The sequence below is a fragment of the Trabulsiella odontotermitis genome (genome assembly GCF_001297775.1).
GTDB lineage: Bacteria > Pseudomonadota > Gammaproteobacteria > Enterobacterales > Enterobacteriaceae > Trabulsiella > Trabulsiella odontotermitis.
Genome location: NZ_LIFX01000005.1, coordinates 236,743 through 262,468, shown reverse-complemented (window position 1 = coordinate 262,468; position 25,726 = coordinate 236,743). Strand labels below are relative to the sequence as shown.

General features: G+C 54.4%; 23 protein-coding genes, 1 tRNA gene and 2 pseudogenes. 12 read left to right on the top strand and 14 right to left on the bottom strand.

The annotated features are described in order from the left end of the window. Nucleotides 1–17 precede the first annotated feature (17 nt). Both glnE and AOY23_RS08590 read right to left on the bottom strand, forming a co-directional pair. Nucleotides 18–2,870 carry a bifunctional [glutamate--ammonia ligase]-adenylyl-L-tyrosine phosphorylase/[glutamate--ammonia-ligase] adenylyltransferase gene (gene glnE, locus AOY23_RS08595; RefSeq protein WP_054178878.1) on the bottom strand — a complete coding sequence of 951 codons (2,853 nt, stop codon included), beginning with the start codon at nt 2,868–2,870 and terminating at the stop codon, nt 18–20. A gap of 19 nt (nt 2,871–2,889) precedes the next feature. Continuing rightward, a complete protein-coding gene (locus tag AOY23_RS08590; RefSeq protein WP_054178879.1) occupies nt 2,890–4,191 on the bottom strand; it encodes a CYTH domain-containing protein in 1,302 nt (433 codons plus the stop codon). A 239-nt stretch (nt 4,192–4,430) separates the two neighbouring features. On the opposite strand from AOY23_RS08590, the gene AOY23_RS08585 reads away from it, so the two are divergent. Together AOY23_RS08585 and AOY23_RS08580 are read left to right on the top strand one after the other, a co-directional pair. Continuing rightward, entirely contained in the window at nt 4,431–5,051 is a 621-nt protein-coding gene (locus AOY23_RS08585) for a TIGR04211 family SH3 domain-containing protein (protein ID WP_054178880.1), read from the top strand. A 70-nt stretch (nt 5,052–5,121) separates the two neighbouring features. After that, a complete protein-coding gene (locus AOY23_RS08580) occupies nt 5,122–6,363 on the top strand; it encodes a multifunctional CCA addition/repair protein (RefSeq protein WP_054178881.1) in 1,242 nt (413 codons plus the stop codon). Nucleotide 6,364: 1 nt separating this feature from the next. On the opposite strand, the gene bacA is transcribed toward AOY23_RS08580, so the two are convergent. Both bacA and folB read right to left on the bottom strand, forming a co-directional pair. Further along, nucleotides 6,365–7,183, bottom strand: a complete 819-nt coding sequence (bacA, locus tag AOY23_RS08575) for an undecaprenyl-diphosphate phosphatase (RefSeq protein WP_054178882.1) — start codon at nt 7,181–7,183, stop codon at nt 6,365–6,367. A 109-nt stretch (nt 7,184–7,292) separates the two neighbouring features. Further along, nucleotides 7,293–7,661 carry a bifunctional dihydroneopterin aldolase/7,8-dihydroneopterin epimerase gene (folB, locus tag AOY23_RS08570; protein ID WP_054178883.1) on the bottom strand — a complete coding sequence of 123 codons (369 nt, stop codon included), beginning with the start codon at nt 7,659–7,661 and terminating at the stop codon, nt 7,293–7,295. Nucleotides 7,662–7,768: 107 nt separating this feature from the next. On the opposite strand from folB, the gene plsY reads away from it, so the two are divergent. Then, a complete protein-coding gene (plsY, locus tag AOY23_RS08565; protein ID WP_054178884.1) occupies nt 7,769–8,395 on the top strand; it encodes a glycerol-3-phosphate 1-O-acyltransferase PlsY in 627 nt (208 codons plus the stop codon). Between the two features lie 31 nt (nt 8,396–8,426). Here the strand turns inward: plsY and tsaD are convergent, their stop codons facing one another. Continuing rightward, nucleotides 8,427–9,440 carry a tRNA (adenosine(37)-N6)-threonylcarbamoyltransferase complex transferase subunit TsaD gene (gene tsaD, locus AOY23_RS08560; RefSeq protein WP_038161769.1) on the bottom strand — a complete coding sequence of 338 codons (1,014 nt, stop codon included), beginning with the start codon at nt 9,438–9,440 and terminating at the stop codon, nt 8,427–8,429. A gap of 228 nt (nt 9,441–9,668) precedes the next feature. Here tsaD and rpsU point away from each other — a divergent pair, with 228 nt between their 5' ends. From rpsU to rpoD, 3 genes are all read left to right on the top strand, one after another. After that, the gene (gene rpsU / locus AOY23_RS08555) at nt 9,669–9,884 is read left to right on the top strand and encodes a 30S ribosomal protein S21 (RefSeq protein WP_001144069.1); all 216 of its coding nucleotides are present in this window, start codon (nt 9,669–9,671) and stop codon (nt 9,882–9,884) included. Nucleotides 9,885–10,029: 145 nt separating this feature from the next. After that, a complete protein-coding gene (dnaG, locus tag AOY23_RS08550; RefSeq protein ID WP_054178885.1) occupies nt 10,030–11,775 on the top strand; it encodes a DNA primase in 1,746 nt (581 codons plus the stop codon). A 158-nt stretch (nt 11,776–11,933) separates the two neighbouring features. Next, nucleotides 11,934–13,775 carry an RNA polymerase sigma factor RpoD gene (rpoD, locus tag AOY23_RS08545; protein ID WP_054178886.1) on the top strand — a complete coding sequence of 614 codons (1,842 nt, stop codon included), beginning with the start codon at nt 11,934–11,936 and terminating at the stop codon, nt 13,773–13,775. 54 nt (nt 13,776–13,829) lie between these two features. Here rpoD and mug read toward each other — a convergent pair whose 3' ends face one another. Then, the gene (gene mug / locus AOY23_RS08540; protein ID WP_054178887.1) at nt 13,830–14,336 is read right to left on the bottom strand and encodes a G/U mismatch-specific DNA glycosylase; all 507 of its coding nucleotides are present in this window, start codon (nt 14,334–14,336) and stop codon (nt 13,830–13,832) included. Between the two features lie 125 nt (nt 14,337–14,461). Between mug and AOY23_RS08535 the strand changes: the two genes are divergently transcribed. The 3 genes and pseudogenes from AOY23_RS08535 to AOY23_RS08530 all read left to right on the top strand — a co-directional run bounded on the left by AOY23_RS08535 (nt 14,462) and on the right by AOY23_RS08530 (nt 15,314). Beyond that, nucleotides 14,462–14,537 (top strand) — tRNA-Ile (locus AOY23_RS08535). Continuing rightward, nucleotides 14,525–14,730 (top strand): annotated as a pseudogene (locus AOY23_RS22995) (site-specific integrase); the annotation flags it as partial. The gene AOY23_RS08535 and the pseudogene AOY23_RS22995, both read left to right, overlap by 13 nt. Nucleotides 14,731–14,738: 8 nt before the next feature. After that, the gene (locus tag AOY23_RS08530; RefSeq protein ID WP_054178888.1) at nt 14,739–15,314 is read left to right on the top strand and encodes a hypothetical protein; all 576 of its coding nucleotides are present in this window, start codon (nt 14,739–14,741) and stop codon (nt 15,312–15,314) included. 496 nt (nt 15,315–15,810) lie between these two features. Here the strand turns inward: AOY23_RS08530 and AOY23_RS08525 are convergent, their stop codons facing one another. The 8 genes and pseudogenes from AOY23_RS08525 to AOY23_RS08485 all read right to left on the bottom strand — a co-directional run bounded on the left by AOY23_RS08525 (nt 15,811) and on the right by AOY23_RS08485 (nt 21,558). After that, a complete protein-coding gene (locus AOY23_RS08525; RefSeq protein ID WP_054178889.1) occupies nt 15,811–16,344 on the bottom strand; it encodes a hypothetical protein in 534 nt (177 codons plus the stop codon). Between the two features lie 69 nt (nt 16,345–16,413). Next, a complete protein-coding gene (locus AOY23_RS08520) occupies nt 16,414–16,647 on the bottom strand; it encodes a prevent-host-death protein (RefSeq protein ID WP_054178890.1) in 234 nt (77 codons plus the stop codon). Nucleotides 16,648–16,748: 101 nt separating this feature from the next. Continuing rightward, nucleotides 16,749–17,213, bottom strand: a complete 465-nt coding sequence (locus tag AOY23_RS08515; RefSeq protein ID WP_054178891.1) for a hypothetical protein — start codon at nt 17,211–17,213, stop codon at nt 16,749–16,751. A gap of 356 nt (nt 17,214–17,569) precedes the next feature. Further along, nucleotides 17,570–18,025 carry a DUF943 family protein gene (locus tag AOY23_RS08510; protein WP_054178892.1) on the bottom strand — a complete coding sequence of 152 codons (456 nt, stop codon included), beginning with the start codon at nt 18,023–18,025 and terminating at the stop codon, nt 17,570–17,572. Further along, nucleotides 18,022–18,852, bottom strand: a pseudogene (locus tag AOY23_RS22990) (DUF3289 family protein). Before AOY23_RS22990 ends, AOY23_RS08510 begins: the two are co-directional and overlap by 4 nt. A gap of 188 nt (nt 18,853–19,040) precedes the next feature. After that, nucleotides 19,041–19,853: a MetQ/NlpA family ABC transporter substrate-binding protein gene (locus AOY23_RS08495; protein WP_054178895.1), complete on the bottom strand. Its 813-nt coding sequence runs from the start codon at nt 19,851–19,853 to the stop codon at nt 19,041–19,043. Between the two features lie 21 nt (nt 19,854–19,874). Further along, nucleotides 19,875–20,543, bottom strand: a complete 669-nt coding sequence (locus AOY23_RS08490) for a methionine ABC transporter permease (RefSeq protein ID WP_054178896.1) — start codon at nt 20,541–20,543, stop codon at nt 19,875–19,877. Beyond that, entirely contained in the window at nt 20,536–21,558 is a 1,023-nt protein-coding gene (locus tag AOY23_RS08485; RefSeq protein WP_054178897.1) for a methionine ABC transporter ATP-binding protein, read from the bottom strand. Before AOY23_RS08485 ends, AOY23_RS08490 begins: the two co-directional genes overlap by 8 nt. A gap of 430 nt (nt 21,559–21,988) precedes the next feature. Between AOY23_RS08485 and AOY23_RS08480 the strand changes: the two genes are divergently transcribed. From AOY23_RS08480 to AOY23_RS08470, 3 genes are all read left to right on the top strand, one after another. Continuing rightward, the gene (locus tag AOY23_RS08480; RefSeq protein ID WP_054178898.1) at nt 21,989–23,359 is read left to right on the top strand and encodes a pyridoxal-phosphate dependent enzyme; all 1,371 of its coding nucleotides are present in this window, start codon (nt 21,989–21,991) and stop codon (nt 23,357–23,359) included. Between the two features lie 9 nt (nt 23,360–23,368). Next, nucleotides 23,369–24,517 (top strand): trans-sulfuration enzyme family protein, encoded by a 1,149-nt coding sequence (locus AOY23_RS08475; protein WP_054178899.1) that lies wholly within the window; start codon nt 23,369–23,371, stop codon nt 24,515–24,517. A gap of 214 nt (nt 24,518–24,731) precedes the next feature. Next, nucleotides 24,732–25,709, top strand: a complete 978-nt coding sequence (locus AOY23_RS08470; RefSeq protein WP_054178900.1) for a DNA repair protein — start codon at nt 24,732–24,734, stop codon at nt 25,707–25,709. The last annotated feature ends 17 nt before the right edge of the window (nt 25,710–25,726 follow it).

The window sequence follows — 25,726 nt, the reverse complement described above, 5'->3', positions numbered from 1 at the left end:
CGCGATGATACCACCACTTACTTTGAACCGCACGACTCCACCAGCCACTTCTGCCAGCTGGCACTGACCCGCGCGCGTTCTTCACCGAAGGCATCCTGCGCCACGTGGCCCGCGGATTCCTGCAGCGCCAGATGATGCAGTTCATCACGCAACGTGGTGTAGGCCCGCGTGAGCGCCATCGCTTCGTCTTCATCCATAATGTCGTTCTGCGCCAGCAGTTCGAGGATGCGGACGTTATCGGACCAGCGTGTCAGCTTCGGTTTCAGATGAGCATAGCGCAGCACCAGGTACTGCGTAATAAACTCGATATCGGTAATGCCACCGGCATCGGCTTTAATATCAAAGCGATCGCGGTGTTTATTACCGAGATGAGCGCGCATTTTCTCGCGCATTTCGCGAACATCTGTTTGCAGCTTTTCGCCATCACGCTCAGTGGTGAGCACTTCTTTACGAATCGCATCGAACTGTGCGTGTAACCCCGGATCGCCATATACCACGCGGGCGCGAACCAGCGCCTGATGTTCCCAGGTCCAGGCTTCATTTTTCTGATAATCGGCAAAGGCGTCGGTGGTCGTCACCAGCATGCCTGCCTCGCCGGACGGACGTAAGCGAGCGTCCACTTCGTACAGAATGCCTGACGACGTGCGGGTACTGAAAAGATGCATGATGCGTTGCGCCAGTCGCAGGTAGAACTGACGACCGTCGATTTCCCGCTCGCCATCGGTCATCACGTCCGCCGGGCAATCATGCAGGAATACCAGATCGAGATCAGAGCTGTAACCCAGCTCCCAGCCGCCCAGCTTGCCGTAACCGACCACGGCAAAACCGCGGCCTTCGCGATCGTGCAGGTGTGTCGGTTGCCCGTAACGCGCCACCATTTGTATCCAGGCCTGATGCACAACGGCGTCGATCATCGCTTCCGCCAGCCAGGTTAAGTGATCGCTCACTTTCATTACCGGCAGCGTCCCGGCGATATCGGCTGCCGCTACACGCAATAGTTGCGCCTGTTTGAACTGGCGTAGCGCCTCCAGCTGTTGTTCTTCATCTTCTTCAGGCACCCGCAACAGATACTGGCGCAGATCGTCGCGGTAGGCGTCGGTGGCGGTCGGCTGATACAGCGTGCCGGGATCGAGCAGTTCGTCCAACAGCAGCGGATAACGCGCCAGTTGGCTGGCGACCATCGGTGAGGCGGCGCAGAGTGAAATCAGATGCTTGAGCGCGCCGGGGAACTCGCTCAGCAGCTCAAGATAGGTGGTACGGGTGACAATGCTGGTCAGCAGCGGCGTAATGCGCACCAGCGGCACCGGTGCGTCGTCACGGCTGCAAATTTCGCTCAGCAGATTCGGCATCAGTTGATCCAGCACCTGCCGCCCGCGCGGGCCAATAGAACGCCGATCAAGCTCTTTACGGAAATCAGCGATCAATGCCACCACCTGATGGCGATCGCTGTCGGACAGATGCGCCAGCACTGGCGTGGTGTCCTCTTCCTGCAACGCATCCTGCCACAGCTCGCGCCACAGTTCTGAAATCGCCTCCTCCTGCGACGGCGTTTCGTCATCGCCAATCAGCTCGTTAAAGATACGGCGAACGGCGGTCATATGGGCGGTCAGTTGCGCTTCGAGCGCGGCCCAGTCAGGGAAATGCATCCCCCACGCCAGGCGCGAGCGGTTCAGTTCATCGACCGGTAGCGTCTGGGTTTGTTCGTCATTAATGCTTTGCAGCAGGTTTTCCAGGCGGCGCAGGAACAGATAGGCCACGCGCAGCTGGTCTGCATCACCCTCCGGCAGCAGATGCAGCGCCTCAATGGCTTCCAGCGTCGCCAGTAGCGAGCGCGACTGCAACGACGGCTCGCGACCACCGCGGATCAACTGGAACACCTGCACGACAAACTCGATTTCGCGGATCCCGCCCGCACCCAGCTTGATGTTGTCTTTCAGGCCGCGACGGCGCACCTCACGGGCAATCATCCCTTTCATATTGCGCAGCGACTGGATCACGCTGAAATCGATGTAGCGGCGGAAGACAAACGGTCGCAGCATTGCCCGTAACTCGCTGGCATTGACGTCATCGGCGTCCCCCATCGGGCGCGCTTTGACCATCGCGTAGCGCTCCCAGTCGCGCCCCTGCTCCTGATAGTAATCTTCAAACGCGGCAAAACTCAGCACCAGCGGGCCGCTGTCGCCAAACGGACGCAACCGCATATCAACACGGTAGACAAAGCCGTCCTGCGTCGGCTGGTCGAGCACTTTGATCAGCCGTTGTCCGAGGCGGGTGAAAAACTGTGCGTTATCCAGTTCACGCCGCCCGCCGCGGGTCGAGCCGTGCTCAGGCCAGACAAAAATCAGATCGATATCCGAGGAAAAATTCAGCTCGCCGCCCCCGAGTTTGCCCATCCCGAGGATCAGCAGCGGCTGCGGCACGCCGTCGGCATTACAGGGCGTTCCCCAGTCGCGGCAGCAGGCGTCGTACAGCCAGTCGCGCGAGGCGACGATCAGCGTTTCGGCAAGCGTGCTCAGTTGCTGCAACGTATTTTCTTCGCTCACCAGCGACAGCGTCTGCATCCAGGCGATGCGCACCATAATACGGCGGCGAAACAGCCGCAGCTCGCGCATCAGCGCGGTTTCATCCTGCACGGCAGCCAGCGCCTCGCGCAGCCAGGTGGCGTAATGCGCCTCTTCGCCCGCCTGCGGCGGCGTGCTTTCCAGACTGGAAAGCCAGTCGGGATGTGCCGCCAGACTGTCCTGTACAAAATCACTGAACACCAGTACGGCCTGCGCCTGCAGGCTGAGCGTGGCGACGGGGAAATCTTCCGGCAACCTGTCCACAACGGTCTGCCAGTGTTGCTGTAACGGCGAAGAGAGCGGCATCATAAAAGGTATCCTGCCTGAGTTATCGTTTTCCGCTGTGCAGCCAGAACGGTTCTGCGTTTAACGCTTCATTGCGGAAGAGTTCAATGTCATTACGCTGGCGATGAGCAATCGACTGGCTCAGTCCCTGCCAGGGCTCCAGCCACGCCTGTACGGCGGCCTCAGGGTAATAGCCCGCCAGCAGCATCACACTGTCGAGATCCCGGGCGAGGCGCGGCAACTGATCGGCATAACGATCGCCAAGCGGGTGCGCGAAGGCTTTTTTGAGCTCTGCCGCCACGCGCGAAAGCTGTATGTCGGCAAAACGTTTACAGGAATCAGCCAGCTTTGGCTGCGTTTTTTCGTCGATGAACGGCTGCCAGCCGCGCATCACCAGCCATTCGGTGAGCGTCAGCTTCGCCTGGGCGGTTTGCACGTCATAAACCGCCGTCTGCGCCGACACCGCAGAGGTCAGCGTCGCTTCCGCCAGGGTGAGCTGATCACGCAGGCGCGCGCTGGCTTTGCGGGGCACCAGACCGCCGAACAGCATCAGCGCGTGACGAATACGGGCAATGGCGTTCATGATTTCCGGGCGCGCGCTGTCGTTGCCGCGGATCCACAATTCTTCGTGATACTGCCAGTGCGCCAGCGCATTCTCCAGCGCGGCGGCCATCCCCTGCTCAACACTTGCTTTAGCGACCAGCGGCAGCACGCTCAGCGGTTTGACTTCGCGTTCTGCATTACCCTGCGCCAGATGATAGCCGCGCGCCGCTTTGCTCAGGCTTCCCTGACGCAGCACCGCCAGTCCCACCAGCTGATGCGACAGCTTCAGGACATCTTCCGTCCGCCCGGAGAGTAACTCCAGCTCCAGTTCGCAAATCGGTTCGTGATGCTCACCCGCTTTCACTTCACCGCGATCGAGCGCAATTTCAATACGGCTGTCGCCTTCGTTAACCAGCCATTTTTCGCGTTCGAAATTGGTGCTGAACAGTGGCTGGACGCGGCTCGCCAGATCGGCAGGCAGTTCTCCGTCAGGCCAGACGTCCACCGGGAAGCGGTCAAGCGCCAGCTCGGGCTTGTCGAGTTCAATGTTGTATTCCGGGCGCTGATGCAGCCCGCCTACCACGCGTCCGGCGATCTTCATGGTCATTTCATAACGACCCTGAACGCCACGAATACGCAGGCCCATGTCATGGCGGCGCAGCCAGGTATCGGCGGTTTCGTAGTAGATATTGAGCAACTCCCCGGCGGGATGATGCTCCGTGGTCAGGGTGTTGAGGTGCTGACGCAGCGTTTCCACGCCCTCGTCACAAACAATAAACTTTAATTCGATTTCTTGAGCCATGACTAAACTTCTTATGGTTGCGTTGTCCGAAGTGCCACTGCGGCGAACTTCCCGCGTTCTTTTTTGTCAGTAGATAGTATTTTGCGTCAAATTGCCATGCAACGCGCAGTTTGACCGGGATAAAAGTTTGGCGATGCGGCTGGCGCGACCTGGATGATTCCGATTGATGCAGAATGCTTTGCGTCGTCAGACTGTTGCCACTACTATCGTTCCACTTTTATGACAAAAACGATGACCTGATGCGAAAATTACGCCTGATTGGATTAACTTTACTCGCGCTTAACGTTTCTGTGATGGCTCACGCCGAGGAAAAACGTTACGTCTCTGATGAACTGAACACCTGGGTACGCAGCGGTCCGGGTGATAATTATCGCCTCGTCGGCACGATTAACGCTGGCGAAGAAGTGGCGTTGCTGCAGACCAACAGTGACACGAATTATGGTCAGATTCGTGACAACAGCGGCCGCACCGCGTGGATCCCGCTGAAAGAACTGAGCAACGACCCCAGCCTGCGCACCCGCGTGCCGGATCTCGAAAACCAGGTCCAGACCCTGACTGACAAGCTGAACAACATCGACGCGACCTGGAATCAGCGCACCGCTGAAATGCAGAAAAAAGTCTCTCAGAGCGACAGCGTGATCAACGGCCTGCAACAGGAAAACCAGACGCTGAAAAACCAGCTGATTGTCGCACAGAAGAAAGTGAATGCCGCCAATCTGCAACTGGATGACAAGCAGCGTACCATCATCATGCAATGGTTCATGTATGGCGGCGGCGTGCTGGGTGTTGGTCTGCTGTTAGGCCTCATCCTGCCGCACCTGATCCCCAGCCGCAGACGAAAAGATCGCTGGATGAACTAAGCCCGATTGGTCTTCTCCCCTACACTTACGTATTATCGTAATCTTGCGAGAGCGTTGGGGAGAAGTACGGGTGAAGAGTTATCTGGTCGGTGGTGCGGTTCGTGATGCGTTATTAGGGCTACCGGTCAAAGACAAAGATTGGGTTGTTGTCGGCGCGACGCCGCAGGAGATGCTGGACGCGGGCTATCAACAGGTTGGCCGCGATTTTCCGGTATTCCTGCACCCTGAAACGCATGAAGAGTATGCGCTGGCGCGTACTGAGCGTAAGTCCGGTTCCGGTTATACCGGCTTTACCTGCTATGCCGCGCCCGACGTCACGCTTGAGCAGGATCTGCTGCGCCGTGATTTGACCGTCAACGCGCTGGCCCAGGACGCCGACGGCAACATTATTGACCCTTACCACGGTCAGTCGGATTTACGCCAGCGTCTCCTGCGTCACGTCTCCCCCGCGTTTAGTGAAGATCCGCTGCGTGTATTGCGCGTGGCGCGTTTTGCTGCCCGTTACGCCCATCTCAGTTTTCGTATCGCCGATGAGACCATGGCGCTGATGCGCGACATGACCGACGCGGGCGAACTGGCGCACCTGACGCCGGAACGCGTCTGGAAAGAAACCGAAGGCGCGCTCGGCACCCGCAACCCGCAGGTCTTTTTCCAGACGCTGCGCGACTGCGGCGCATTAAACGTGCTGTTCCCGGAACTGGATGCGCTGTACGGCGTACCGGCACCGGCGAAATGGCACCCGGAAATCGACACCGGCATCCACACCATGATGACGCTCACCATGGCGGCGATGCTCTCTCCTGACATCGATATTCGTTTTGCCACGCTGTGCCACGATCTCGGCAAAGGGCTCACGCCAAAAGCGCTGTGGCCGCGTCATCACGGGCATGGCCCGGCAGGTGTCAAACTGGTTGAACAGCTTTGCGCCCGGTTGCGCGTGCCGAATGAGATGCGTGATCTGGCAAAAGTGGTCGCTGAGTTCCACGATCTCATCCACACCTTCCCCATCCTGAAACCGGCGACCATCGTGAAGCTGTTCGACTCCCTCGACGCCTGGCGCAAGCCGCAGCGTGTGGAGCAACTCACCCTGACCAGCGAAGCAGACGTCCGTGGCCGTACCGGGTTTGAAGCCTGTGATTACCCGCAAGGGCGGTTGCTGCGCGAAGCCTGGGAAGTGGCGAAAAGCGTCGCCAATAAAGCGGTGATTGATGCGGGATTCAAAGGCCCGGAGATTCGGGAAGAGTTAACGCGACGACGCGTTGAGGCCGTCGCGTTATGGAAAGCGTCGCGTTGTCCGCAACCTAAGGCATGATTTACATAAAGACCGCGTACACCGCTGCCGCCACGATAAAACGGTAGATGGCGAACGGGATAAACGAAATCCGTTTAATCAGTTGCAGGAAGGTTTTAATCGCGATCAGCGCCACGATAAACGCCGTCACGAAACCGACCGCAAACATCGGGATATCGCCTGTGGTCAGAAAACCGATGCTTTTGTAGAGATCGAGCGCAGTGGCGCCCATCATCATCGGTACCGCCAGCAGGAAAGAAAATTCAGACGCGGCGTAGCGGCTGACGCCCATCAGCATACCGCCGGAAATGGTCGCGCCAGAGCGGGAGAAACCCGGCCACAGCGCCAGACACTGGAAGCAGCCAATCATAAACGCCTGGCGATAGGTCATGTCATCCAGCCCCTGCGCACGCGGCTCCTTTGGCTTCAGACACTCTGCGGCAATCAGCAGTAAGCCCCCCACCACCAGCGCGTACATCACGTTAACCGGGTTGAACAACGATTTGATGGTGTCGTGAAACACCAGACCGAGCACCACCGCCGGGATCATCCCGAGCAGGATATGAATCAGCGACAAACGCCCTTTCCCGAAGCCTTCATGCGGTTGTCGACCGAAATGAATGCCGATCAGACCAAACAGACGACGCCAGAACATCACCACTACAGCGAGAATGGAGCCTAACTGGATCACCACTTCAAATGTTTTTGCCGTATCACCTTCAAACCCCAGCAGATGACCAACGATGATCATATGGCCGGTACTGGAAACGGGCAAAAATTCTGTCAATCCTTCGACCACACCCAGTATTGCCGCCACCAGCAGCGAGTGCATATCGCTCATTCAATAAACCCTTTTAAAAGACATAAAAAAACGGCGCATGATTCACCGCAGCCGCCAAATTCCCAGTCTTATGACCAGCAAAATTGATTATGGTTTAGCAATGTTGAATTTATATGTTTTCTTTCAGATTTTGGCTACGCTCGATGACCACGCCGACGTTCTTCGCACGCGCCACCGCACCGGGTTTACTGACTTTGATGCGCACCCACGGCGAGTTAAAACGGCTCAACAGCAGCGACGCCACTTCTTCCGCTACGCGCTCCACCAGCGCAAACCGGTTGCCTTCGACATGGCCAACCACCGCCTCGCTGACATCAGCATAGCTCAGGCAGTCCTGAACATCGTCGCTCGCCGCGGCTTTGCGGTTGTCCCACGCCATTTCGATATCGAACACCAGTTGCTGTTCGATGGTCTGTTCCCAGTCGTAAACGCCAATGGTGGTGATTACCGAAAGTTGCTCTATAAATACAATATCCATCACGCCCCGCCTGCTTTTTGCCCAAACCGGATACCACTTCCGGCGAATTATGCGTATTATCCACAGATGCAGAGATTAAAACGATACTTTCAATACGGAACAGCGTTATGAGTGCAATCGCGCCTGGAATGGTTATCCTCGCCTACCTTTGCGGCTCAATCTCCAGCGCCATCCTGGTTTGCCGTATCGCTGGATTGCCGGATCCCCGCGTGAGCGGGTCGGGTAATCCCGGAGCAACCAACGTTTTACGTATGGGCGGCAAAGGAGCAGCCGTAGCAGTTCTGATTTTCGATGTCCTGAAAGGGATGTTGCCGGTCTGGGGCGCGTACATGCTGGGCGTCACCCCGTTCTGGCTCGGCATGATTGCGATTGCCGCCTGCCTCGGCCATATCTGGCCGGTATTCTTCGGTTTTCGCGGCGGAAAAGGCGTTGCCACCGCCTTCGGCGCCATTGCGCCTATCGGCTGGGATCTCACCGGCGTGATGGCAGGCACCTGGTTGCTCACCGTGCTGCTGAGCGGCTATTCATCGCTCGGCGCCATCGTCAGCGCGTTAATCGCGCCGTTCTATGTCTGGTGGTTTAAACCGCAATTCACATTTCCCGTTTCGATGCTCTCCTGCCTGATTTTGCTGCGCCACCACGACAACATTCAGCGTCTGTGGCGGCGTCAGGAACCCAAAATCTGGTCAAAGCTGAAACGCAAGAAAGCGCAAGAAGAAGACCAGGAACAGTAGGCCGGGTAAGCGTAGCGCCCCCGGCAACACATTACGCGGCGGGTAACTCCGCCAGCGGCCAGCGCGGACGCACGGTGACACCGAGATCAGCCCGCGTACCGGCTTTCAGACGCACCATGCCCGCGTAAGCGATCATCGCGCCGTTGTCGGTGCAAAATTCCGGGCGTGCGTAAAACACCTCGCCATGACGCTTTTGCATCATTTCCGCCAGTTTCGCCCGCAATGTGCGGTTGGCGCTGACACCCCCCGCCATCACCAGCCGCTTGAAGCCAGTTTGATCCAGCGCGCGGCGGCACTTGATCATCAGCGTATCGACAACCGCATCCTCAAAAGCACGGGCGATATCCGCGCGCGTTTGATCGTCGTTATCGTTGTCGCGAATGGTATTCGCCGCAAAGGTTTTGAGGCCGGAGAAGCTGAAATCCAGCCCCGGACGGTCAGTCATCGGGCGCGGGAAGACAAAACGCCCTTCCGTACCCTGCGACGCCAGTTTCGACAGCATCGGGCCGCCCGGGTAATCCAGCCCCAGCAGCTTGGCGGTTTTATCAAACGCTTCACCGGCCGCATCGTCAATGGACTCGCCGAGCAGCGTGTACTCGCCAATCCCGGTGACGCTGATCAATTGCGTGTGACCGCCGGACACCAGCAGCGCGACAAACGGGTACTCTGGCGGATTTTCTTCCAGCATCGGCGCCAGCAGGTGCCCTTCCATATGGTGTACCGGAATGGCCGGTACGTTCCAGGCAAACGCCAGCGAACGCCCGACGGTCGCGCCGACCAGCAACGCGCCAACCAGCCCCGGACCGGCGGTATACGCAACCGCATCGATATCTTTCGCTGTCAGGTTCGCTTCTTTCAGCGCGGCCTGAATCAGCGGCACGGTTTTCCGCACGTGATCGCGCGAGGCCAGTTCAGGCACCACGCCGCCGTAATCGGCATGCAATTTCACCTGACTATACAATTGGTTGGCTAACAGCCCGTTAACATCGTCGTAAATGGCGATGCCGGTTTCATCGCAGGATGTTTCAATTCCCAGTACACGCATGACTTGTTTTTACCTCATTTCTGTACCGCGCAGTGTAGGGCGAATGCGGGTCGATGTATACCCTGGGGCGTGAGTTCGTGTATACTCTGCCCCCTTACAAAGGTCCCGTTCAAAAACGGCATTGGTGCTTTACAAAGCAGCGGCAGTTGCAGTAAAATTCCGCACCATTTTGAAATAAGCTGGCGTTGATGCCAGCGGCAAACCGAATTTATTAAAGGTGAGAGTTACATGCCGGTAATTAAAGTACGTGAAAACGAGCCGTTCGACGTAGCACTGCGTCGCTTCAAGCGTTCCTGCGAGAAAGCAGGTGTTCTGGCGGAAGTCCGTCGTCGTGAGTTCTATGAAAAACCGACTACAGAACGCAAACGCGCTAAAGCTTCTGCTGTGAAACGTCACGCGAAGAAACTGGCTCGCGAAAACGCACGCCGTACTCGTCTGTACTAATCTGTAGAGGGCAAGCGCTCTCAATTCAGAACGAGTTGTAGTTGCAAGGCCGTGCTTCCGGAAGGAAAGCGCGGCTTATTTTCGTTTATACCCTTTATAATTCGCGCCTGTCGCGGATCCTGAATGGTATTAATTGAAGGGGCATATGGCCGGACGCATCCCACGTGTTTTTATCAATGACCTGCTGGCGCGAACCGACATCGTCGATCTCATCGACGCGCGGGTAAAGCTGAAAAAGCAGGGCAAAAATTTTCACGCGTGTTGCCCGTTCCATAACGAAAAAACCCCCTCATTCACCGTTAACGGTGAGAAACAGTTTTACCACTGCTTTGGCTGTGGTGCGCACGGCAACGCTATCGACTTTCTAATGAACTACGACAAGCTCGAGTTCGTGGAAACCGTCGAAGAACTGGCGGCCATGCATAACCTCGAAGTGCCTTATGAAGCGGGAAACGGGCCAAGCCAGATAGAGCGCCATCAGCGGCAAAATCTCTATCAACTGATGGACGGCCTGAATACGTTTTACCAACAGTCCCTGACAAACCCTGCCGCAGTCACGGCGCGCCAGTATCTGGAAAAGCGCGGTCTGAGCAGCGACGTGATTAGCCGTTTTGCTATCGGTTATGCGCCGCCCGGCTGGGATAACGTCTTAAAACGTTTCGGTGCGCATGGCGAAAACCGTCAATCATTGATTGATGCGGGCATGTTAGTCACTAACGATCAGGGGCGCAGTTACGACCGTTTCCGCGACCGGGTGATGTTCCCGATCCGCGATAAGCGTGGGCGGGTGATTGGCTTTGGCGGGCGCGTGCTCGGCAACGATACACCCAAATACCTGAACTCGCCGGAAACTGATATTTTCCATAAGGGCCGCCAGTTGTATGGCCTTTATGAAGCGCAGCAGACGGAAGCGGAACCTCAGCGTCTTCTTGTCGTCGAAGGGTATATGGACGTGGTCGCGCTGGCGCAGTATGGCATTAACTATGCCGTCGCGTCGCTGGGCACCTCGACCACTGCCGACCACATTCAATTGCTGTTCCGGGTGACCAACAACGTCATCTGCTGTTATGACGGCGACCGCGCAGGCCGCGATGCCGCCTGGCGTGCGCTGGAAACCGCGCTGCCGTATATGTCAGACGGTCGTCAGTTACGCTTTATGTTTCTGCCTGACGGTGAAGACCCGGATACGCTGGTGCGTAAAGAGGGTAAAGCGGCGTTCGAAGCGCGGATGGAGCAGGCTCAACCGCTCTCCACGTTTTTGTTTAACAGCCTGTTACCGCAGGTCGATTTGAGCACACCGGACGGGCGCGCTCAGCTGAGTACGCTGGCGCTGCCGTTAATCAGCCAGGTGCCGGGTGAAACGCTGCGCATCTATTTGCGCCAGGAGTTGGGTAACAAGCTGGGTATTCTCGATGACGCCCAGCTTGAACGTTTAATGCCGAAACAGGCGGAAAATGGCTCCGCCCGCCCGGCTCCACAGCTAAAACGCACGACCATGCGTATACTTATAGGGTTGCTGGTGCAAAATCCGGATCTGGCGCCGCAGGTTCCCCCGCTGGCGGGGTTGAATCAGGAAAAACTGCCCGGACTTGGCTTATTTGCAGAACTGGTCAACACTTGTCTGTCGCAGCCTGGCCTGACCACCGGACAGCTGCTGGAGCAGTATCGCGGCACAAAAGAGGCCGCAACCCTTGAAAAATTGTCGATGTGGGACGATATAGCTGATAAGGACATTGCAGAAAAAACGTTCACCGACTCGCTCAACCACATGCTGGATTCGTTGCTTGAGCTGCGACAGGAAGAGTTGATAGCTCGTGATCGCACACACGGTTTAAGCAGCGAAGAACGCCGGGAACTCTGGACGATAAGCCAGGAACTGGCGAAAAAATGAATTGCACGGCTTAAGTGCCGATTATCGATCGGGTTGACCCCGACAGCCGCGCTGAGGCGCAGCGGCAATAATATAAGTGGCCCTCGCTTTAAAAGTTGGCGGTTTTTGATTTTCGCCGACCGACACCAACCCAATGAAATAAGTGTGGATACCGTCTTATGGAGCAAAACCCGCAGTCACAGCTGAAGCTGCTTGTCACCCGTGGTAAGGAGCAAGGCTATCTGACCTATGCTGAGGTCAATGACCATCTGCCGGAAGATATCGTCGACTCCGATCAGATCGAAGACATCATCCAAATGATCAACGACATGGGCATCCAGGTGATGGAAGAAGCACCGGATGCCGATGATCTGATGCTGGCTGAAAACACCGCGGACGAAGATGCAGCCGAAGCCGCCGCGCAGGTGCTTTCCAGCGTGGAATCTGAAATCGGCCGGACGACCGATCCGGTGCGCATGTACATGCGTGAAATGGGTACCGTTGAACTGCTGACCCGCGAAGGCGAAATCGACATCGCGAAACGCATCGAAGACGGGATCAACCAGGTTCAGTGCTCCGTTGCAGAATACCCGGAAGCGATCACCTATCTGCTTGAGCAGTACGATCGCGTTGAAGCTGCTGAAGCTCGTCTGTCCGATCTGATCACCGGTTTTGTCGATCCGAACGCCGAAGAAGACATGGCGCCTACCGCGACGCACGTCGGTTCCGAACTCTCTCAGGAAGAGATGGACGACGATGACGACGAAGAAGAGGAAGACGACGACAGCGATTCCAGCGACGACGACAACAGCATCGATCCGGAACTGGCGCGTGAGAAATTCGCCGAGCTGCGCACGCAGTACGAAGTGACGCGCGACACTATCAAAGCCAAAGGCCGCAGCCACGCTGCCGCTCAGGAAGAGATCCTGAAGCTGTCTGAAGTGTTCAAACAGTTCCGCCTGGTACCGAAACAGTTCGACTATCTGGTCAACAGCATGCGCGTCATGATGGACCGCGTTCGTACTCAGGAACGCATCATCATGAAACTGTGTGTTGAACAGTGCAAAATGCCGAAGAAGAACTTCATCACCCTGTTCACCGGCAACGAAACCAGCGAAACCTGGTTCAACGCCGCCATCGCGATGAACAAGCCGTGGTCTGAAAAACTGCACGACGTCGCGGAAGACGTTCAGCGTGGTTTGCAGAAGCTGCACCAGATTGAAGAAGAGACCGGCCTGACCATCGAGCAGGTAAAAGACATCAACCGTCGTATGTCCATCGGTGAAGCGAAAGCCCGCCGTGCGAAGAAAGAGATGGTGGAAGCGAACCTGCGTCTGGTTATTTCTATCGCCAAAAAATACACCAACCGCGGTCTGCAGTTCCTCGACCTGATTCAGGAAGGCAACATCGGCCTGATGAAAGCGGTGGATAAGTTCGAATATCGTCGTGGTTACAAGTTCTCCACCTACGCAACCTGGTGGATCCGTCAGGCGATCACCCGTTCCATCGCCGATCAGGCGCGCACCATCCGTATTCCGGTGCATATGATTGAGACCATCAACAAACTCAACCGTATCTCCCGCCAGATGTTGCAGGAAATGGGTCGCGAACCGACGCCGGAAGAGCTGGCCGAACGCATGCTGATGCCGGAAGACAAAATCCGTAAAGTGCTGAAGATCGCCAAAGAGCCTATCTCCATGGAAACGCCGATCGGCGACGATGAAGATTCGCATCTGGGTGATTTCATCGAGGATACCACCCTCGAGCTGCCGCTGGATTCTGCGACCACCGAGAGCCTGCGTGCTGCCACCCACGACGTACTGGCGGGTCTCACCGCCCGTGAAGCGAAAGTCCTGCGTATGCGTTTCGGTATCGATATGAACACCGACCACACGCTGGAAGAAGTGGGTAAACAGTTTGACGTTACCCGCGAACGTATCCGTCAGATCGAAGCGAAGGCGCTGCGTAAACTGCGTCATCCGAGCCGCTCTGAAGTGCTGCGTAGCTTCCTGGACGATTAATCGGTTCCGGAAAAACAAAAAGCTCCCGACCGGGAGCTTTTTTTTGTGCTGAATTCAGAGCCCGCGCAACACCAGCGCCTCGTCCAGCTCGCGATAGGCCTCAACCAGCTTATCCAGTGTTGCCCGGTTCAGGCCACTCGGATTTGGCAGCACCCATATCTGCGTCGCGCCGATGGAGTTTTGTTGCTTCCCCCACTGTACACCGCGTACGCTGAAGGTCTTTTCGTACGCCTGCTTGCCGAGTATCGCCAGCGCCGCAGGCTGATAGTCTTCTATCTTCTTTACCAGTTCGCGGCCACCGCTACGCAGCTCATGTAGCCCGACGTCGCTCGCCTGCACTGTCGGACGCTCCACCAGCATGGTGATCCCGCAGCGCGTATCCAGCAAGTGATGTTCCTCTTCTGGCGTCAACAGCCGATCCGTAAACCCGGCCTGGTGGATCACTTTCCAGAAGCGATTGCCCGGATGCGCAAAATGAAACCCTTTGTGCGCCGACGACTTGCCGGGGTTGATACCGCAGAACACCACCCGCAATCCTGGCGCCAGAATGTCGTGAATCATACTTACCCCAAACCGACAGAATGAGATCTCAGTATAAAGGATTGAAAAGGCGTTGTTTATAAAAGCACCATGCAAAAGTTTTACGCTGGATCGCCTGCGGGAGTTACTTTATAATCCACCGCCACGGCCCCTTAGCTCAGTGGTTAGAGCAGGCGACTCATAATCGCTTGGTCGCTGGTTCAAGTCCAGCAGGGGCCACCATACCTGATGGGCAGTTGTTACACGTACTATGGCATACATTTGCAAGCCACTTTATGATGCGTGGGGCAACATTCTTGTACTGCAGCGAATCCCAGGACATACTGAGATTAAGGTTACGATGCGCTACGCACATTTTGCCCCAGCCTATCTCAACGAAGCCATACTGTTGAATCCTCTAAACAACATGGATTGAATGATGTTATGGAAAATAAATATAAACATGACTTATACGAAATTCTTTGTTTGAAAACGTTTGGTGAAGCTTTCGAAACTTATCGCGTCGATGATTACGACAAAATGATCATTGAATGGGCAGAAAGAGAGCTAATTTCCGGCAATAGTTCTGAAACATTGTTAATTTTAGCCTCCCTCAATTTAGATAAATATCCTGATTCAAATGAAATTGAGCGCTACCTTCGTGAATATATGCTTGAAACAAACATGGTCATGCCTAGCATCAGCGCTAGTTCAATTATATGGCTAAGGATCAAAGCTTGGTTTCTGATGCATGCCGATACTTCCAAAGAAATAGAGTTACGGCTGCATCAAATCCCGACATTTCACCTATCTCCAAATTCCCGTATCGTCAGCAACATCTGCTGGCAGTTTTACGGCATATACAACGAACTCTATGATGACTGGGGACCTGAATATCCCGCTAAGGCCTCAGCGATGAGCGAAGCAGACATTCTTGATTTTGTGAAATGTCGCGTGAAGCCCTTCTATCGCATTCTCAGCAGTTCAGATTGGGCTGCGGTTCTTGCCCGAGCAGTTTAAGCAATCTAATGCCAGCAGGCCTATTTACTATGCTTTCATATTCCCCACTATTTGACTTACCAAGGCGTTGAAATTGAAGTAACTTATTGTTTTATAATATTTAAATTTGGGACTCATAATCGCTTGGTCGCTGGTTCAAGTCCAGCAGGGGCCACCAGATTTTATCTTTAAAATCATATTTTTATGAAAAACCTTTCATTCTTCTTGTCACTAGCTTCAGCATAAGTGCCGCTGAAGTTTCCTGCCCTGCGATTTACTGCCAGCAATATGGATGCTTCCGTTCTCCTTTCAAGTCGTCGACTTGAATGGTCATCAACGTAAGGCTGAATAGATGAACGTACCAGAAAGCGAGCGATAATATCCCGATAAATGGATAAAGAGATGGCTAACACCAGGCAGGGATAAAATGTTATAAAAACCCGCTTACGTAGGTCAGACAAACAAGAGGATGAGATCAGTAAAAGGCCAGGAATAAAGTTTCCCATTTCGCTTAAGATTACAACTGACTCTCAACTATTTCAGTAGTTTTTCTGGTATAAACACGGCAATTGTCTGGTAGGTTTTTATTCACAAAACTCATCGCACCGACAGTAACGTTATCACCAATTTTCAGCTTGTCACCAATAACGCAGCTATTCGAACCCAGAAAGAAATTATTCCCTATTTCAATTTTCCCGGACTCACCCTTACCGCTATTGCCGATCACTGAGTTCTGCGTAAGCTTCATATTTCGGCCTGCTACAACACGCTTGGACACTACGACACCAACGTGGTGCGCGATGGTTAATCCTTCACCAATATTTGCTCCCAACATAATGTCGCAGGCAAACTGACTCTTTATTCGCGAGTGTACACGGTATGCCATGCGACGGTGGCCATTCTCATACAGATAACTCGCCAGCCGCCACCAAAATACATATTTCAAGCCAGGTTTGTTTCGCAGGCGCGACATAAGACGCAGTACCGAAAATTTCTTATCCAGACCGATAACCTCTACATGCCAGAATCGCTTTAGCTGGGAAAATTTCATCTCTCAAAATCTCTTTTCTTATAATTTCGCATCATGCATGGCCCAGAATGTTCGGACGTCAGAGTAAAATCAAGCAATTATATCCTGATACTTCCTACGGGTCTGCACCGTCTGGTCACCAGCCTGCTCTCCTTCTGAAAGGGTAAGAAGCTTCAGAAGTGCCAGGGCATTTTCCCGTTCCTGGTAATGCTCGTAAGATTCAATAACATACGCTGGGGCACCCTTTCTAATCACCAGAATTGGCTCAGACAAATCGAGAGATGCCGCATTTTTCCTGATGAAATTGATGGTTTCGACTCTCACTGAGCTCTCCTCAAACTGTCATTTTGTGGCCTTAATGTTGACTCCAACAAGGCCACTTACAGGTATCGTCTTTCTGAACACCGCGATTTCTGATTATCGGGTTAATGCACCTGCTCCATCACCACTCGTGGCTCCTTGATATACCCCTCGATCGCATGCACCAGATCGTGCAACAACCCGGTCATTGTGACAGTCAGCGAGTCCGCCAGCGTGCCGCTCAACAGTACCTGCGTCACTCCATGGGCATAAGACACCAGCGTGTCGGTGTCACCCCAGTAGTCGGGAAATACAGAGGGAGAGGCTTCACTCGCCATCAGTTGTTCAATACGGTGCGGGGGTAAATCAGCGTTGCACAGGCGATGCAGCAAAACCAGTGCGTGGGACAGGCGACCACACAGTGCCTGAGACTGCGCAGTGTCATGGCATTCGATCAGCTCATTGACGAAGGCGGAACAGATTTCTGCGACGTCGAACAGATCCGCCGTGGCGGGAATGGGCGTGGATAACAAGCGCTCGATGATGCTATCGGTATAGCGAGTACAATAATTAACAGGACGTGAAGCCATAAGAAAATCTCCGTTGAGTGATGCCGTCACCACCAGAGTTCCTACGCTCTGTAGGTGGTGACACTGGCGGGGGTAGGAATACCGACCTCAACGACATCGGCCAGCCTTTCGGCTGCCCCGCCAGCGCCACCTAATCTTACGATGTACGCCGACCAGACACAAAAAGTTATCTCTGTGCCTTCGTTGAGCTATTCAGGTTCCTACGCCCGGTTACGGATTTTGCCGCAACGCGCACACTCTATATCAGCAATATGCCGCCGAAAAGTGTATTTCACAGAGATAATTTGCTTTTGCGAGCATGCTTCCAGATTATTTGTACAGCGGTGAAACGCATTCACAAAGCATATAATTCTTTCTTATTTTATAGATTTCTCAATATTCCCTTCCGTCGTTATCTCATATCGTACTTCGCCGGATTCCATCTCAAAACTCTGAATTTCCCCTTTACCGTAATTGATCCTCAGGAAGACGTTTTTATCGATACAGCGTGCACTTGCTTTCATGCCATCAAAGCAGTAAAGATCACCGTCTTCATCATCAGCAACGAACCCGCGCCCCACGTCCCAGATAACGATCCCACTCAGGAAGGAGGGATCAATATTATACTTTTTGTACAAGCTATCTTTGTGTTTCATAAACCACTTTATCTTTCCCTGATCTGTAAGGGGGAAATGATCAACAACGATATCCCGGTGCCCGTAATAGAGTTTGCTGACATAAACAATCTGAACAGGCCGCATAGTCCATACTAGTAAAAAACACATCAGCATCAGAAAGAACAGCAGGTATATTTTCTTTTTGTTTTTCATCATTGAAACTCCTGTAATTTCTGTATCGATGAAAAGTTAGTGAAAAAGGGTTTAAACGCATATTGGCAATGTCTTTGAAGGAAAAACCAGATACGAAAAAATCGAAACTGTCTGAAAACCGGATCGAGAATATCATTTTTATCAAGACCGAAATGGTCCTGAGCCTTAAAGTAAACGGTGGAATCCCAACCAAGCTGATGTTTTCTAAATGATAACAGTCTTATCTCCTGCGCATAAATATCATGAATTGAGATACCTAAACCGTTGGTACGATCCTCTCTTCGGGTAAATTTTGGCAATCTTCTATTGTTGATTTCTATTTTCATGTCGAAAAATAGTGAACTATAAGATTCAAAAGCAGCCTGTTTCCCGTATTTTCTGTTAAGCGCAACCTTAATACCTTCAAGGGAATTATTGTATCTTTCAGCAGCAATAAGATCTGAATATGCCATATCTAATTCAGTACTACAGAAGTTTTGCCCATTGCTATATCAAAAATGCTCAATCATGCCGATAACAAGTTTTGCATAGCTACTATTGTAGAATAATTTTGCAAGGTCTTTCATTTCGTTAAATAAAATATCAATACATTCTTCTTTGGTGATTGATGTTCCCGAAATATTAGGAGGAAAGTATCCAACTTCAGAAATATAAGTATCAGGATAATTGTTGTCATATTTAATCAACCGATAGGGATCTACTCGAGAAGAAATATCAGACACACCAAGTGTTTTTAACTCATGTTCATCCATATCTCCGTATTGCATATCATCCGCTGACTTATCATTAAACTGATGTATGGTATGAAAAACAACATGCGGTAACTGCATTATGAGTGACTGTTCATTGTTCATATTCATTCCTTTGATACAAGTTAATTATATATACAAAAATATAATCATTAATGCCTTTGTTTGCGCAGACATTATCCACCAGAAAAAGAATAAATATATTGATTACCTCAAAAAAAAGAAACCGGCGCATCGGCCGGTTTCTCATTCGTGAGGGAAAAACAAAATCAATTATTAACCGGGATCACCGCGCCTTTATACTTAGTCCGGATCCAGTCCTGAATCGCTTTTGAGTGCAGCACATCCACCAGCGCAACGATGTCTTTTTTCTTCTCATCGCCACTGTGGACGGTAATGATGTTGGCGTACGGGTTGTTCTCGCCGCTTTCAACCGCAATCGGATCGTGAACCGGGTCGAGACCAGCGTCGATGGCGTAGTTGGCGTTAATCACCACCGCAGCGCCTTCGTCGTTGTTGTACATCTGCGGCAGCAGAGACGCTTCGACGTTCGGCAGGAACTGCAGTTTTTTCGGGTTATCCACGATGTCGCTGATGCGCGCGTTCACTTTATCCACGCCGGGTTTCAGCTTGATCACACCCTCTTTCTCGAAGATGGAGAGAATACGGCCTTCTTCGGAAACCGCATCACGCATGATGATTTTGCCGCCTTCCGGCAAGTCTTTCAGCGATTTGAATTTTTTCGAGTAAATGCCGATCGGCTCGATGTGGATCGCCCCGGCGCTGACGAAATCGTAATCTTTTTCGCCCGCATGATCTTTCAGCACGCTGTTCAGATACGGAATGTGCTGGAAGTAGTTCGCGTCGATGTCGCGGCTGGCCAGTGCGGTGTTCGGCAGGATGTAGTCCTGGAACGGTCTGATTTCCAGATCGATTCCCTGCTTCGCCAGAATCGGTTTCGCCTGCTCAAGGATTTCCGCGTGCGGCGTGTTGGACGCGCCCACGGTCAGCGTATCGGCCCAGGAGGTAAAGCTCAGGGCGCTCAGGGTAGCGGCGGCGATCAGTGTCAGTGTCTTTTTCATGATGATGGTTCCTGTGTGTAATTAGCGTTTATCTAACAGAGAGGTAATCACGTCGCCGCAGAACTGGATGATGAATACGATGATCAAAATGGTCACCGTCGCCACCAGCGTGACGTCGTTGTGGTTGCGCTGGAATCCTTCCAGATAAGCCAGATTTCCAAGACCACCCGCGCCAATGACGCCCGCCATGGCGCTGTAGCTCACTAAAGCAATCAGCGTCACGGTGATGCCGGACACCAGCGCGGGGGAAGACTCCGGTAACAGCACGCGGAAAATCAGCGTGGAGAGGCGCGCGCCCATCGAGCGCGTGGCTTCGATGACGCCTTTATCCACTTCACGCAGGGCAATTTCGACCAGCCTCGCATAGAATGGCGCGGCGCCGACAATCAGTGCCGGTAAGGCGGCGTTGGCACCGAGAATGGTGCCGATCAGCGTTTTGGTAAACGGGATCAACAGTACAATCAGGATGATGAACGGAATGGAACGAAAGACGTTCACTATCACCGAAATCACGCTGTAAACGGTGCGGTTGTGGAACAGGCCGCCCTTCGCGGTCAGAAACAGCGCCAGCCCGAGCACGATGCCTAATACAAAGGTCGCCACACCGGAGAGCGCGGTCATGTACAGCGTCTCCTGGGTCGCCGCCCACAATTGTTCCCACTTCAGATGCGGGAAAAATGACTCACCCATGTTTGATCACCTCGCTCTCAATGCCGCTTTGCTGCAGATCCGCAAGGATATTGCTGAGCTGATCCTGGGTTGCATTCACATGAACCCACAACTGTCCGAAAACGCCGTGTGCCGTCTGATTCATCTTGCCGTGCAGAATGTTGAACGGCAGGCCGTAACGCAGCGTCAGCTCACCGACCACCGGCTTATGCGTGCTGTGCCCGGTAAAGGTCAGCCTGATGACGTAACCGGTCAGGTCGCTCGCCAGTTCCTGATTGAACGCCTCTTCTTCAGCGTACTGGCTCACCTGACGCACAAACTGGCGGGTGATCGGCTGCTGCGGATGAGTAAACACGCTCAGCACGTCGCCCTCTTCCACCACGCGCCCGTCCTCCATTACCGCCACGCGGTCGCAGATTTTGCGCACCACATGCATCTCATGGGTGATGAGGACGATGGTCAGCGAAAAGCGGCGGTTGATATCCAGCAGTAAGTCGAGGATCTGATCGGTGGTTTGCGGGTCGAGCGCCGAAGTCGCTTCGTCGCACAGCAGCACGTCCGGGCTGTTCGCCAGCGCCCGGGCAATACCCACGCGCTGTTTTTGTCCGCCAGAAAGCTGTGACGGATAGGCGTTCTCACGCCCGGTCAGCCCGACCAGCTCAATCAGTTCCGCCACGCGGCTACGAATCTCCGCTTTTGGCGTCCCGGCGATTTGCATAGAAAAGGCGATGTTTTCGCTGACGGTGCGCGACCACAGCAAATTGAAGTGCTGAAACACCATGCTGATTTTGAGGCGTGCCTGGCGCAGCGCTTCGCCCTTCGCGGCGGAAATGTCGTGACCGTTGACCGTCACGCTGCCCGAGGACGGTTTTTCCAGCCCGTTGAGCAGGCGGATCAGGGTGCTTTTCCCCGCACCGCTGTAACCAATGATGCCGTAAATCTGCCCCTGTTCGATCGACAGACTCACGTTATCGACGGCGGTAATCGGTGCCTTCCCGTGGTCAAAAATTTTCGAAATATTCCTGAGAACAATCATATGGCTGCTTATCCGCTGCTGCGTGTTATTGGTTTTTACTGTGCTTCCGCAAATGGCGGTTTAGCAGTATGGACGTCCAGACGATATAGCGAGTGATGAAGATGTTTCAACAAACAAATCGGTCTTTCTTATAACCAGAAGCAATAACAACAGGAGAGATGCGGGGAAAACCCCTTAGATGAAGTTCAGCAATGGATATCCGAAAAGTGGCAAAGTCTGCGGCGGAGAAGGCAATTTATGGCGAAAAAAAGCGCAAATCTGCCTTCATTCAGACGTCGATACATCTGCACTACTACACGGCCTGCCTTCCACACCGCTGAAACAGCAGGTCATATTCCTTTTAATACTAAAGCGCAGAGAAACGTTCTTTATCAGCCCATTTTCGCAGTCCTACACTCTGCCCATCTTTCTTCACTCAGGGTGAAATGGCATGGCGATTTATCATTCCGTGACCGACCTTATCGGTCATACACCGGTTCTGCAGCTTCACAAACTGGAAGCGGGCGTCTGTGATTTGTTCCTTAAACTGGAAAACCAGAACCCAGGCGGGTCGATTAAAGATCGCGTCGCGCTGTCGATGATTCAGGAAGCGGAAAAACAGGGGCGGTTACAGCCTGGCGGAACCATCGTTGAAGCCACGGCGGGCAACACTGGCCTGGGGCTGGCGCTGATAGCTGCGCAAAAAGGCTACAAGCTGATCCTCGTGGTGCCGGACAAAATGAGTCGCGAGAAGATTTTCCATCTGCGCGCGCTGGGCGTTCAGGTGGTGCTCACCCGCTCCGACGTGGGCAAAGGGCATCCGGCGTACTATCAGGACTACGCGCAGCGGCTGTCGAAGGAGATCCCCGGCGCGTTTTATATTGACCAGTTCAATAACCACGCCAATCCGCTGGCGCACAGCACCACCACCGCGCCGGAATTGTACACGCAGCTCGACGGGCGCATTGATGCCATTGTGGTCGGCGTTGGCTCCGGCGGCACGCTCGGTGGTTTACAGGCGTGGTTTGCCGAACATTCTCCACACACCGAGTTTGTGCTGGCCGATCCGGCAGGTTCGATCCTTGCCGATCAGGTCGAAACCGGCCATTACGACGAGGCGGGATCCTGGCTGGTCGAAGGGATCGGCGAAGATTTTGTCCCGCCGCTGGCGAAGATCGACGGCGTGCAAAAAGCGCTGCGCATCAGTGATCGCGAGGCGTTCACCACCGCCCGCGAACTGCTGAAAGTTGAAGGTATTCTCGCCGGATCATCCACCGGCACGCTGCTGGCGGCGGCGCTGCGCTACTGCCGCGCCCAGACCTCGCCGAAGCGGGTGGTGACCTTTGCCTGCGACAGCGGCAACAAATATCTGTCGAAAATGTTTAACGACGACTGGATGCGCCAGCAGGGGCTGATCTCACGCCCGGAAAACGGCGACTTACGCGATTTTATCGCCCTGCGTCACGATGAAGGCGCGACGGTCACCGCTGCGCCGGATGACACCCTTTCCACCGTGCTGGCGCGCATGCGCTTGTACGACATCTCCCAGTTGCCGGTGCTGGAAAATGATCGCCTCGTCGGCATCGTCGACGAATGGGATCTCATCAGCCACGTCCAGGGCGACAGCCAGCGCTTCGGCCTGCCGGTACGCGACGCGATGACCCGCAACGTGGAACAGCTCGACAAAAGCGCGCCGGAAAGCGCCCTCAAACCGATCTTCGATCGCGGCCTGGTGGCGGTGGTGATGGATAACGAACGTTTTCTTGGCCTCATCACCCGCACCGACGTCTTAACCCACTGGCGTAACCGTTTAGAACAGTAAGGAATCACAATGAAATCTCTCGATACGCTCAGCGTACACAGCGGCACTTTCAGCGACAGCCATGGCGCGGTGATGCCGCCGATTTATGCGACCTCCACCTACGCGCAACCGGCGCCGGGTCAGCACACCGGTTATGAATACTCCCGCAGCGGCAACCCGACGCGCCACGCGCTGGAAAGCGCCATTGCCGAACTGGAAGGCGGCACCCGCGGCTATGCGTTCGCCTCCGGGCTGGCGGGCATTTCAACGGTACTGGAACTGCTGGATAAAGACAGCCATATCGTGGCGGTGGATGACGTCTACGGCGGCACCTACCGGCTGATTGAAAACGTTCGCCGCCGCAGCGCCGGGTTGCAGGTGAGCTGGGTGAAACCGGACGATCTGGCGGCGCTGGAAGCAGCCATTCGCCCGGACACCCGCATGATCTGGGTGGAAACGCCGACCAACCCGCTGCTGAAACTGGCGGATCTGGAAGCGATCGCGGCGATCGCCCGTCGCCATAAACTCATCAGCGTGGCTGACAATACGTTCGCCTCGCCGGTGATCCAGCGCCCGCTGGCGCAGGGGTTTGATATCGTCGTTCATTCGGCCACTAAATATCTTAACGGCCATTCTGATGTGGTGGCCGGGCTGGCGGTGGTGGGCGATAACCCGGAACTGGCCGAGAAATTGGGTTATCTGCAAAACGCGGTCGGTGGCGTACTCGATCCGTTCAGCAGTTTCCTGACGCTGCGCGGCATCCGCACGCTGTCGTTACGCATGGAGCGCCACAGCAGCAACGCACTGGCGCTGGCGCAGTGGCTGGAACAGCAGCCGCAGGTGGAAAAAGTCTGGTTCCCGTGGCTCGAATCACATCCGCACTACGCGCTGGCGCGCCGCCAGATGTCGCAGCCGGGCGGGATGATCTCTGTGGTTATCAAAGGTGATGAACAACAGGCGGCGGCGGTGATCAAAAAGCTGAAGCTGTTTACCCTCGCGGAAAGTCTCGGCGGCGTGGAGAGTCTGGTCAGCCAGCCGTTCAGCATGACCCATGCGTCGATCCCGCTCGAACAGCGACTGGCAAACGGCATCACGCCGCAACTCATCCGCCTCTCGGTCGGCATTGAAGGGCTGGAGGATCTGAAAGCGGACCTGCAACAGGCATTGTCGCAGGCCTGATAACGCCCCCGTCGCAACACAGGTTTGCGGCGGGGAAAATTCCGCGCTGTTCACGACATTGCTCTGACAGTCTGTGTTAAGTCCTGATTTCCTGTCGAATATGTAAACCGCTGAAATAACGTCACTTATATTATGGTATACCGACTAGTGGCACCCGGTTCCGGGTGTTAATCTGCCACACATTCCGACGGTCAGGACGCTGAGCAAACGCCTCATGAGTAAACCCATTAAGCGGCTGGAGATCATCAAAAACGCCATTGAACTGGAAGATGATGACATTATCGCCAGCCAGTTACCGCACCTGAAAAACGAGACTGACGATCCCGTTATTGATGACATCGTGCTGGCGCTGGAGGAAAAGCGCTACGGTGAGGCTGTGGCGGCGATCATGGCCTGGCTGCAAAATCAGCGGGCGATCGTCCACTGGCAGGATCCGCGCATCGCGGCCTGCAAGCTGGAGCTGAAGGCACTGGAAGAGCAGTTGCGTGATCTTATCGACAAGCGCAACGCCCGCATTGCCCGGCTGGATGAGTTTAACGATTTCTACATGTCGCGCCTCGGCCCGCTGATGACCGAAGTGTTGCGGCTGCGCAAGGTGCTGGCGGAAGCCTCGCTACGTAAGCGCGAAGCCGAGATGAATCTGGACGATGATGACATTGTCGCGCGGCGGGCGCGGGATGAGGCGCGCGAGCAATACGAAACCTATCGCGAGCAGCAGCAAAAAGCGCAGAACCGCCGCGATCGTCAGGAAAACATGAGCGAATCCGATCGCCACGAGCTGAAACGGCTGTGGCGGCAGGCCAGCAAATTGTGCCACCCGGATCTGGTGGACGATGCGCTGAAAGCGGAAGCCAACGACATGATGGCGCAGCTCAACCAGGCGCGGCAGCGTGGCGATCTGACCACCATCCGCAGCCTGCTGGCCCGTCTGCAACACGGTCATCAGCCGATGCTCGCCAGCGACCGGCTTAACGATCTGTCGCTGTTGCAGCGTAAAGTCGCGTCGATCCAACAGCAGATCGCCAGCCTGAACACCGAAATGCTGAAACTGGCGAAAGAGAAGTCCTGGCTGCTGGTCTCCACGCTCACCAACCCGGAAGCTTATTTCCGTCAGCAGGAAAAAGCGCTGTCGAACACCATCGCCACACTGCAAAAACAGATCCTCGAATCCGGCTTTGACGAAGTGGCGTAATGCATGCCCTCTCCCCG

Excerpts from the sequence above, each read along its gene's own strand:
- glnE (WP_054178878.1), bottom strand. The coding sequence starts at position 2,870 with ATGATGCCGCTCTCTTCGCCGTTACAGCAACACTGGCAGACCGTTGTG.
- AOY23_RS08590 (WP_054178879.1), bottom strand. The coding sequence starts at position 4,191 with ATGGCTCAAGAAATCGAATTAAAGTTTATTGTTTGTGACGAGGGCGTG.
- AOY23_RS08585 (WP_054178880.1), top strand. The coding sequence starts at position 4,431 with ATGCGAAAATTACGCCTGATTGGATTAACTTTACTCGCGCTTAACGTT.
- bacA (WP_054178882.1), bottom strand. The coding sequence starts at position 7,183 with ATGAGCGATATGCACTCGCTGCTGGTGGCGGCAATACTGGGTGTGGTC.
- folB (WP_054178883.1), bottom strand. The coding sequence starts at position 7,661 with ATGGATATTGTATTTATAGAGCAACTTTCGGTAATCACCACCATTGGC.
- plsY (WP_054178884.1), top strand. The coding sequence starts at position 7,769 with ATGAGTGCAATCGCGCCTGGAATGGTTATCCTCGCCTACCTTTGCGGC.
- tsaD (WP_038161769.1), bottom strand. The coding sequence starts at position 9,440 with ATGCGTGTACTGGGAATTGAAACATCCTGCGATGAAACCGGCATCGCC.
- rpsU (WP_001144069.1), top strand. The coding sequence starts at position 9,669 with ATGCCGGTAATTAAAGTACGTGAAAACGAGCCGTTCGACGTAGCACTG.
- dnaG (WP_054178885.1), top strand. The coding sequence starts at position 10,030 with ATGGCCGGACGCATCCCACGTGTTTTTATCAATGACCTGCTGGCGCGA.
- rpoD (WP_054178886.1), top strand. The coding sequence starts at position 11,934 with ATGGAGCAAAACCCGCAGTCACAGCTGAAGCTGCTTGTCACCCGTGGT.
- mug (WP_054178887.1), bottom strand. The coding sequence starts at position 14,336 with ATGATTCACGACATTCTGGCGCCAGGATTGCGGGTGGTGTTCTGCGGT.
- AOY23_RS08530 (WP_054178888.1), top strand. The coding sequence starts at position 14,739 with ATGGAAAATAAATATAAACATGACTTATACGAAATTCTTTGTTTGAAA.
- AOY23_RS08525 (WP_054178889.1), bottom strand. The coding sequence starts at position 16,344 with ATGAAATTTTCCCAGCTAAAGCGATTCTGGCATGTAGAGGTTATCGGT.
- AOY23_RS08515 (WP_054178891.1), bottom strand. The coding sequence starts at position 17,213 with ATGGCTTCACGTCCTGTTAATTATTGTACTCGCTATACCGATAGCATC.
- AOY23_RS08510 (WP_054178892.1), bottom strand. The coding sequence starts at position 18,025 with ATGATGAAAAACAAAAAGAAAATATACCTGCTGTTCTTTCTGATGCTG.
- AOY23_RS08495 (WP_054178895.1), bottom strand. The coding sequence starts at position 19,853 with ATGAAAAAGACACTGACACTGATCGCCGCCGCTACCCTGAGCGCCCTG.
- AOY23_RS08490 (WP_054178896.1), bottom strand. The coding sequence starts at position 20,543 with ATGGGTGAGTCATTTTTCCCGCATCTGAAGTGGGAACAATTGTGGGCG.
- AOY23_RS08485 (WP_054178897.1), bottom strand. The coding sequence starts at position 21,558 with ATGATTGTTCTCAGGAATATTTCGAAAATTTTTGACCACGGGAAGGCA.
- AOY23_RS08480 (WP_054178898.1), top strand. The coding sequence starts at position 21,989 with ATGGCGATTTATCATTCCGTGACCGACCTTATCGGTCATACACCGGTT.
- AOY23_RS08475 (WP_054178899.1), top strand. The coding sequence starts at position 23,369 with ATGAAATCTCTCGATACGCTCAGCGTACACAGCGGCACTTTCAGCGAC.
- AOY23_RS08470 (WP_054178900.1), top strand. The coding sequence starts at position 24,732 with ATGAGTAAACCCATTAAGCGGCTGGAGATCATCAAAAACGCCATTGAA.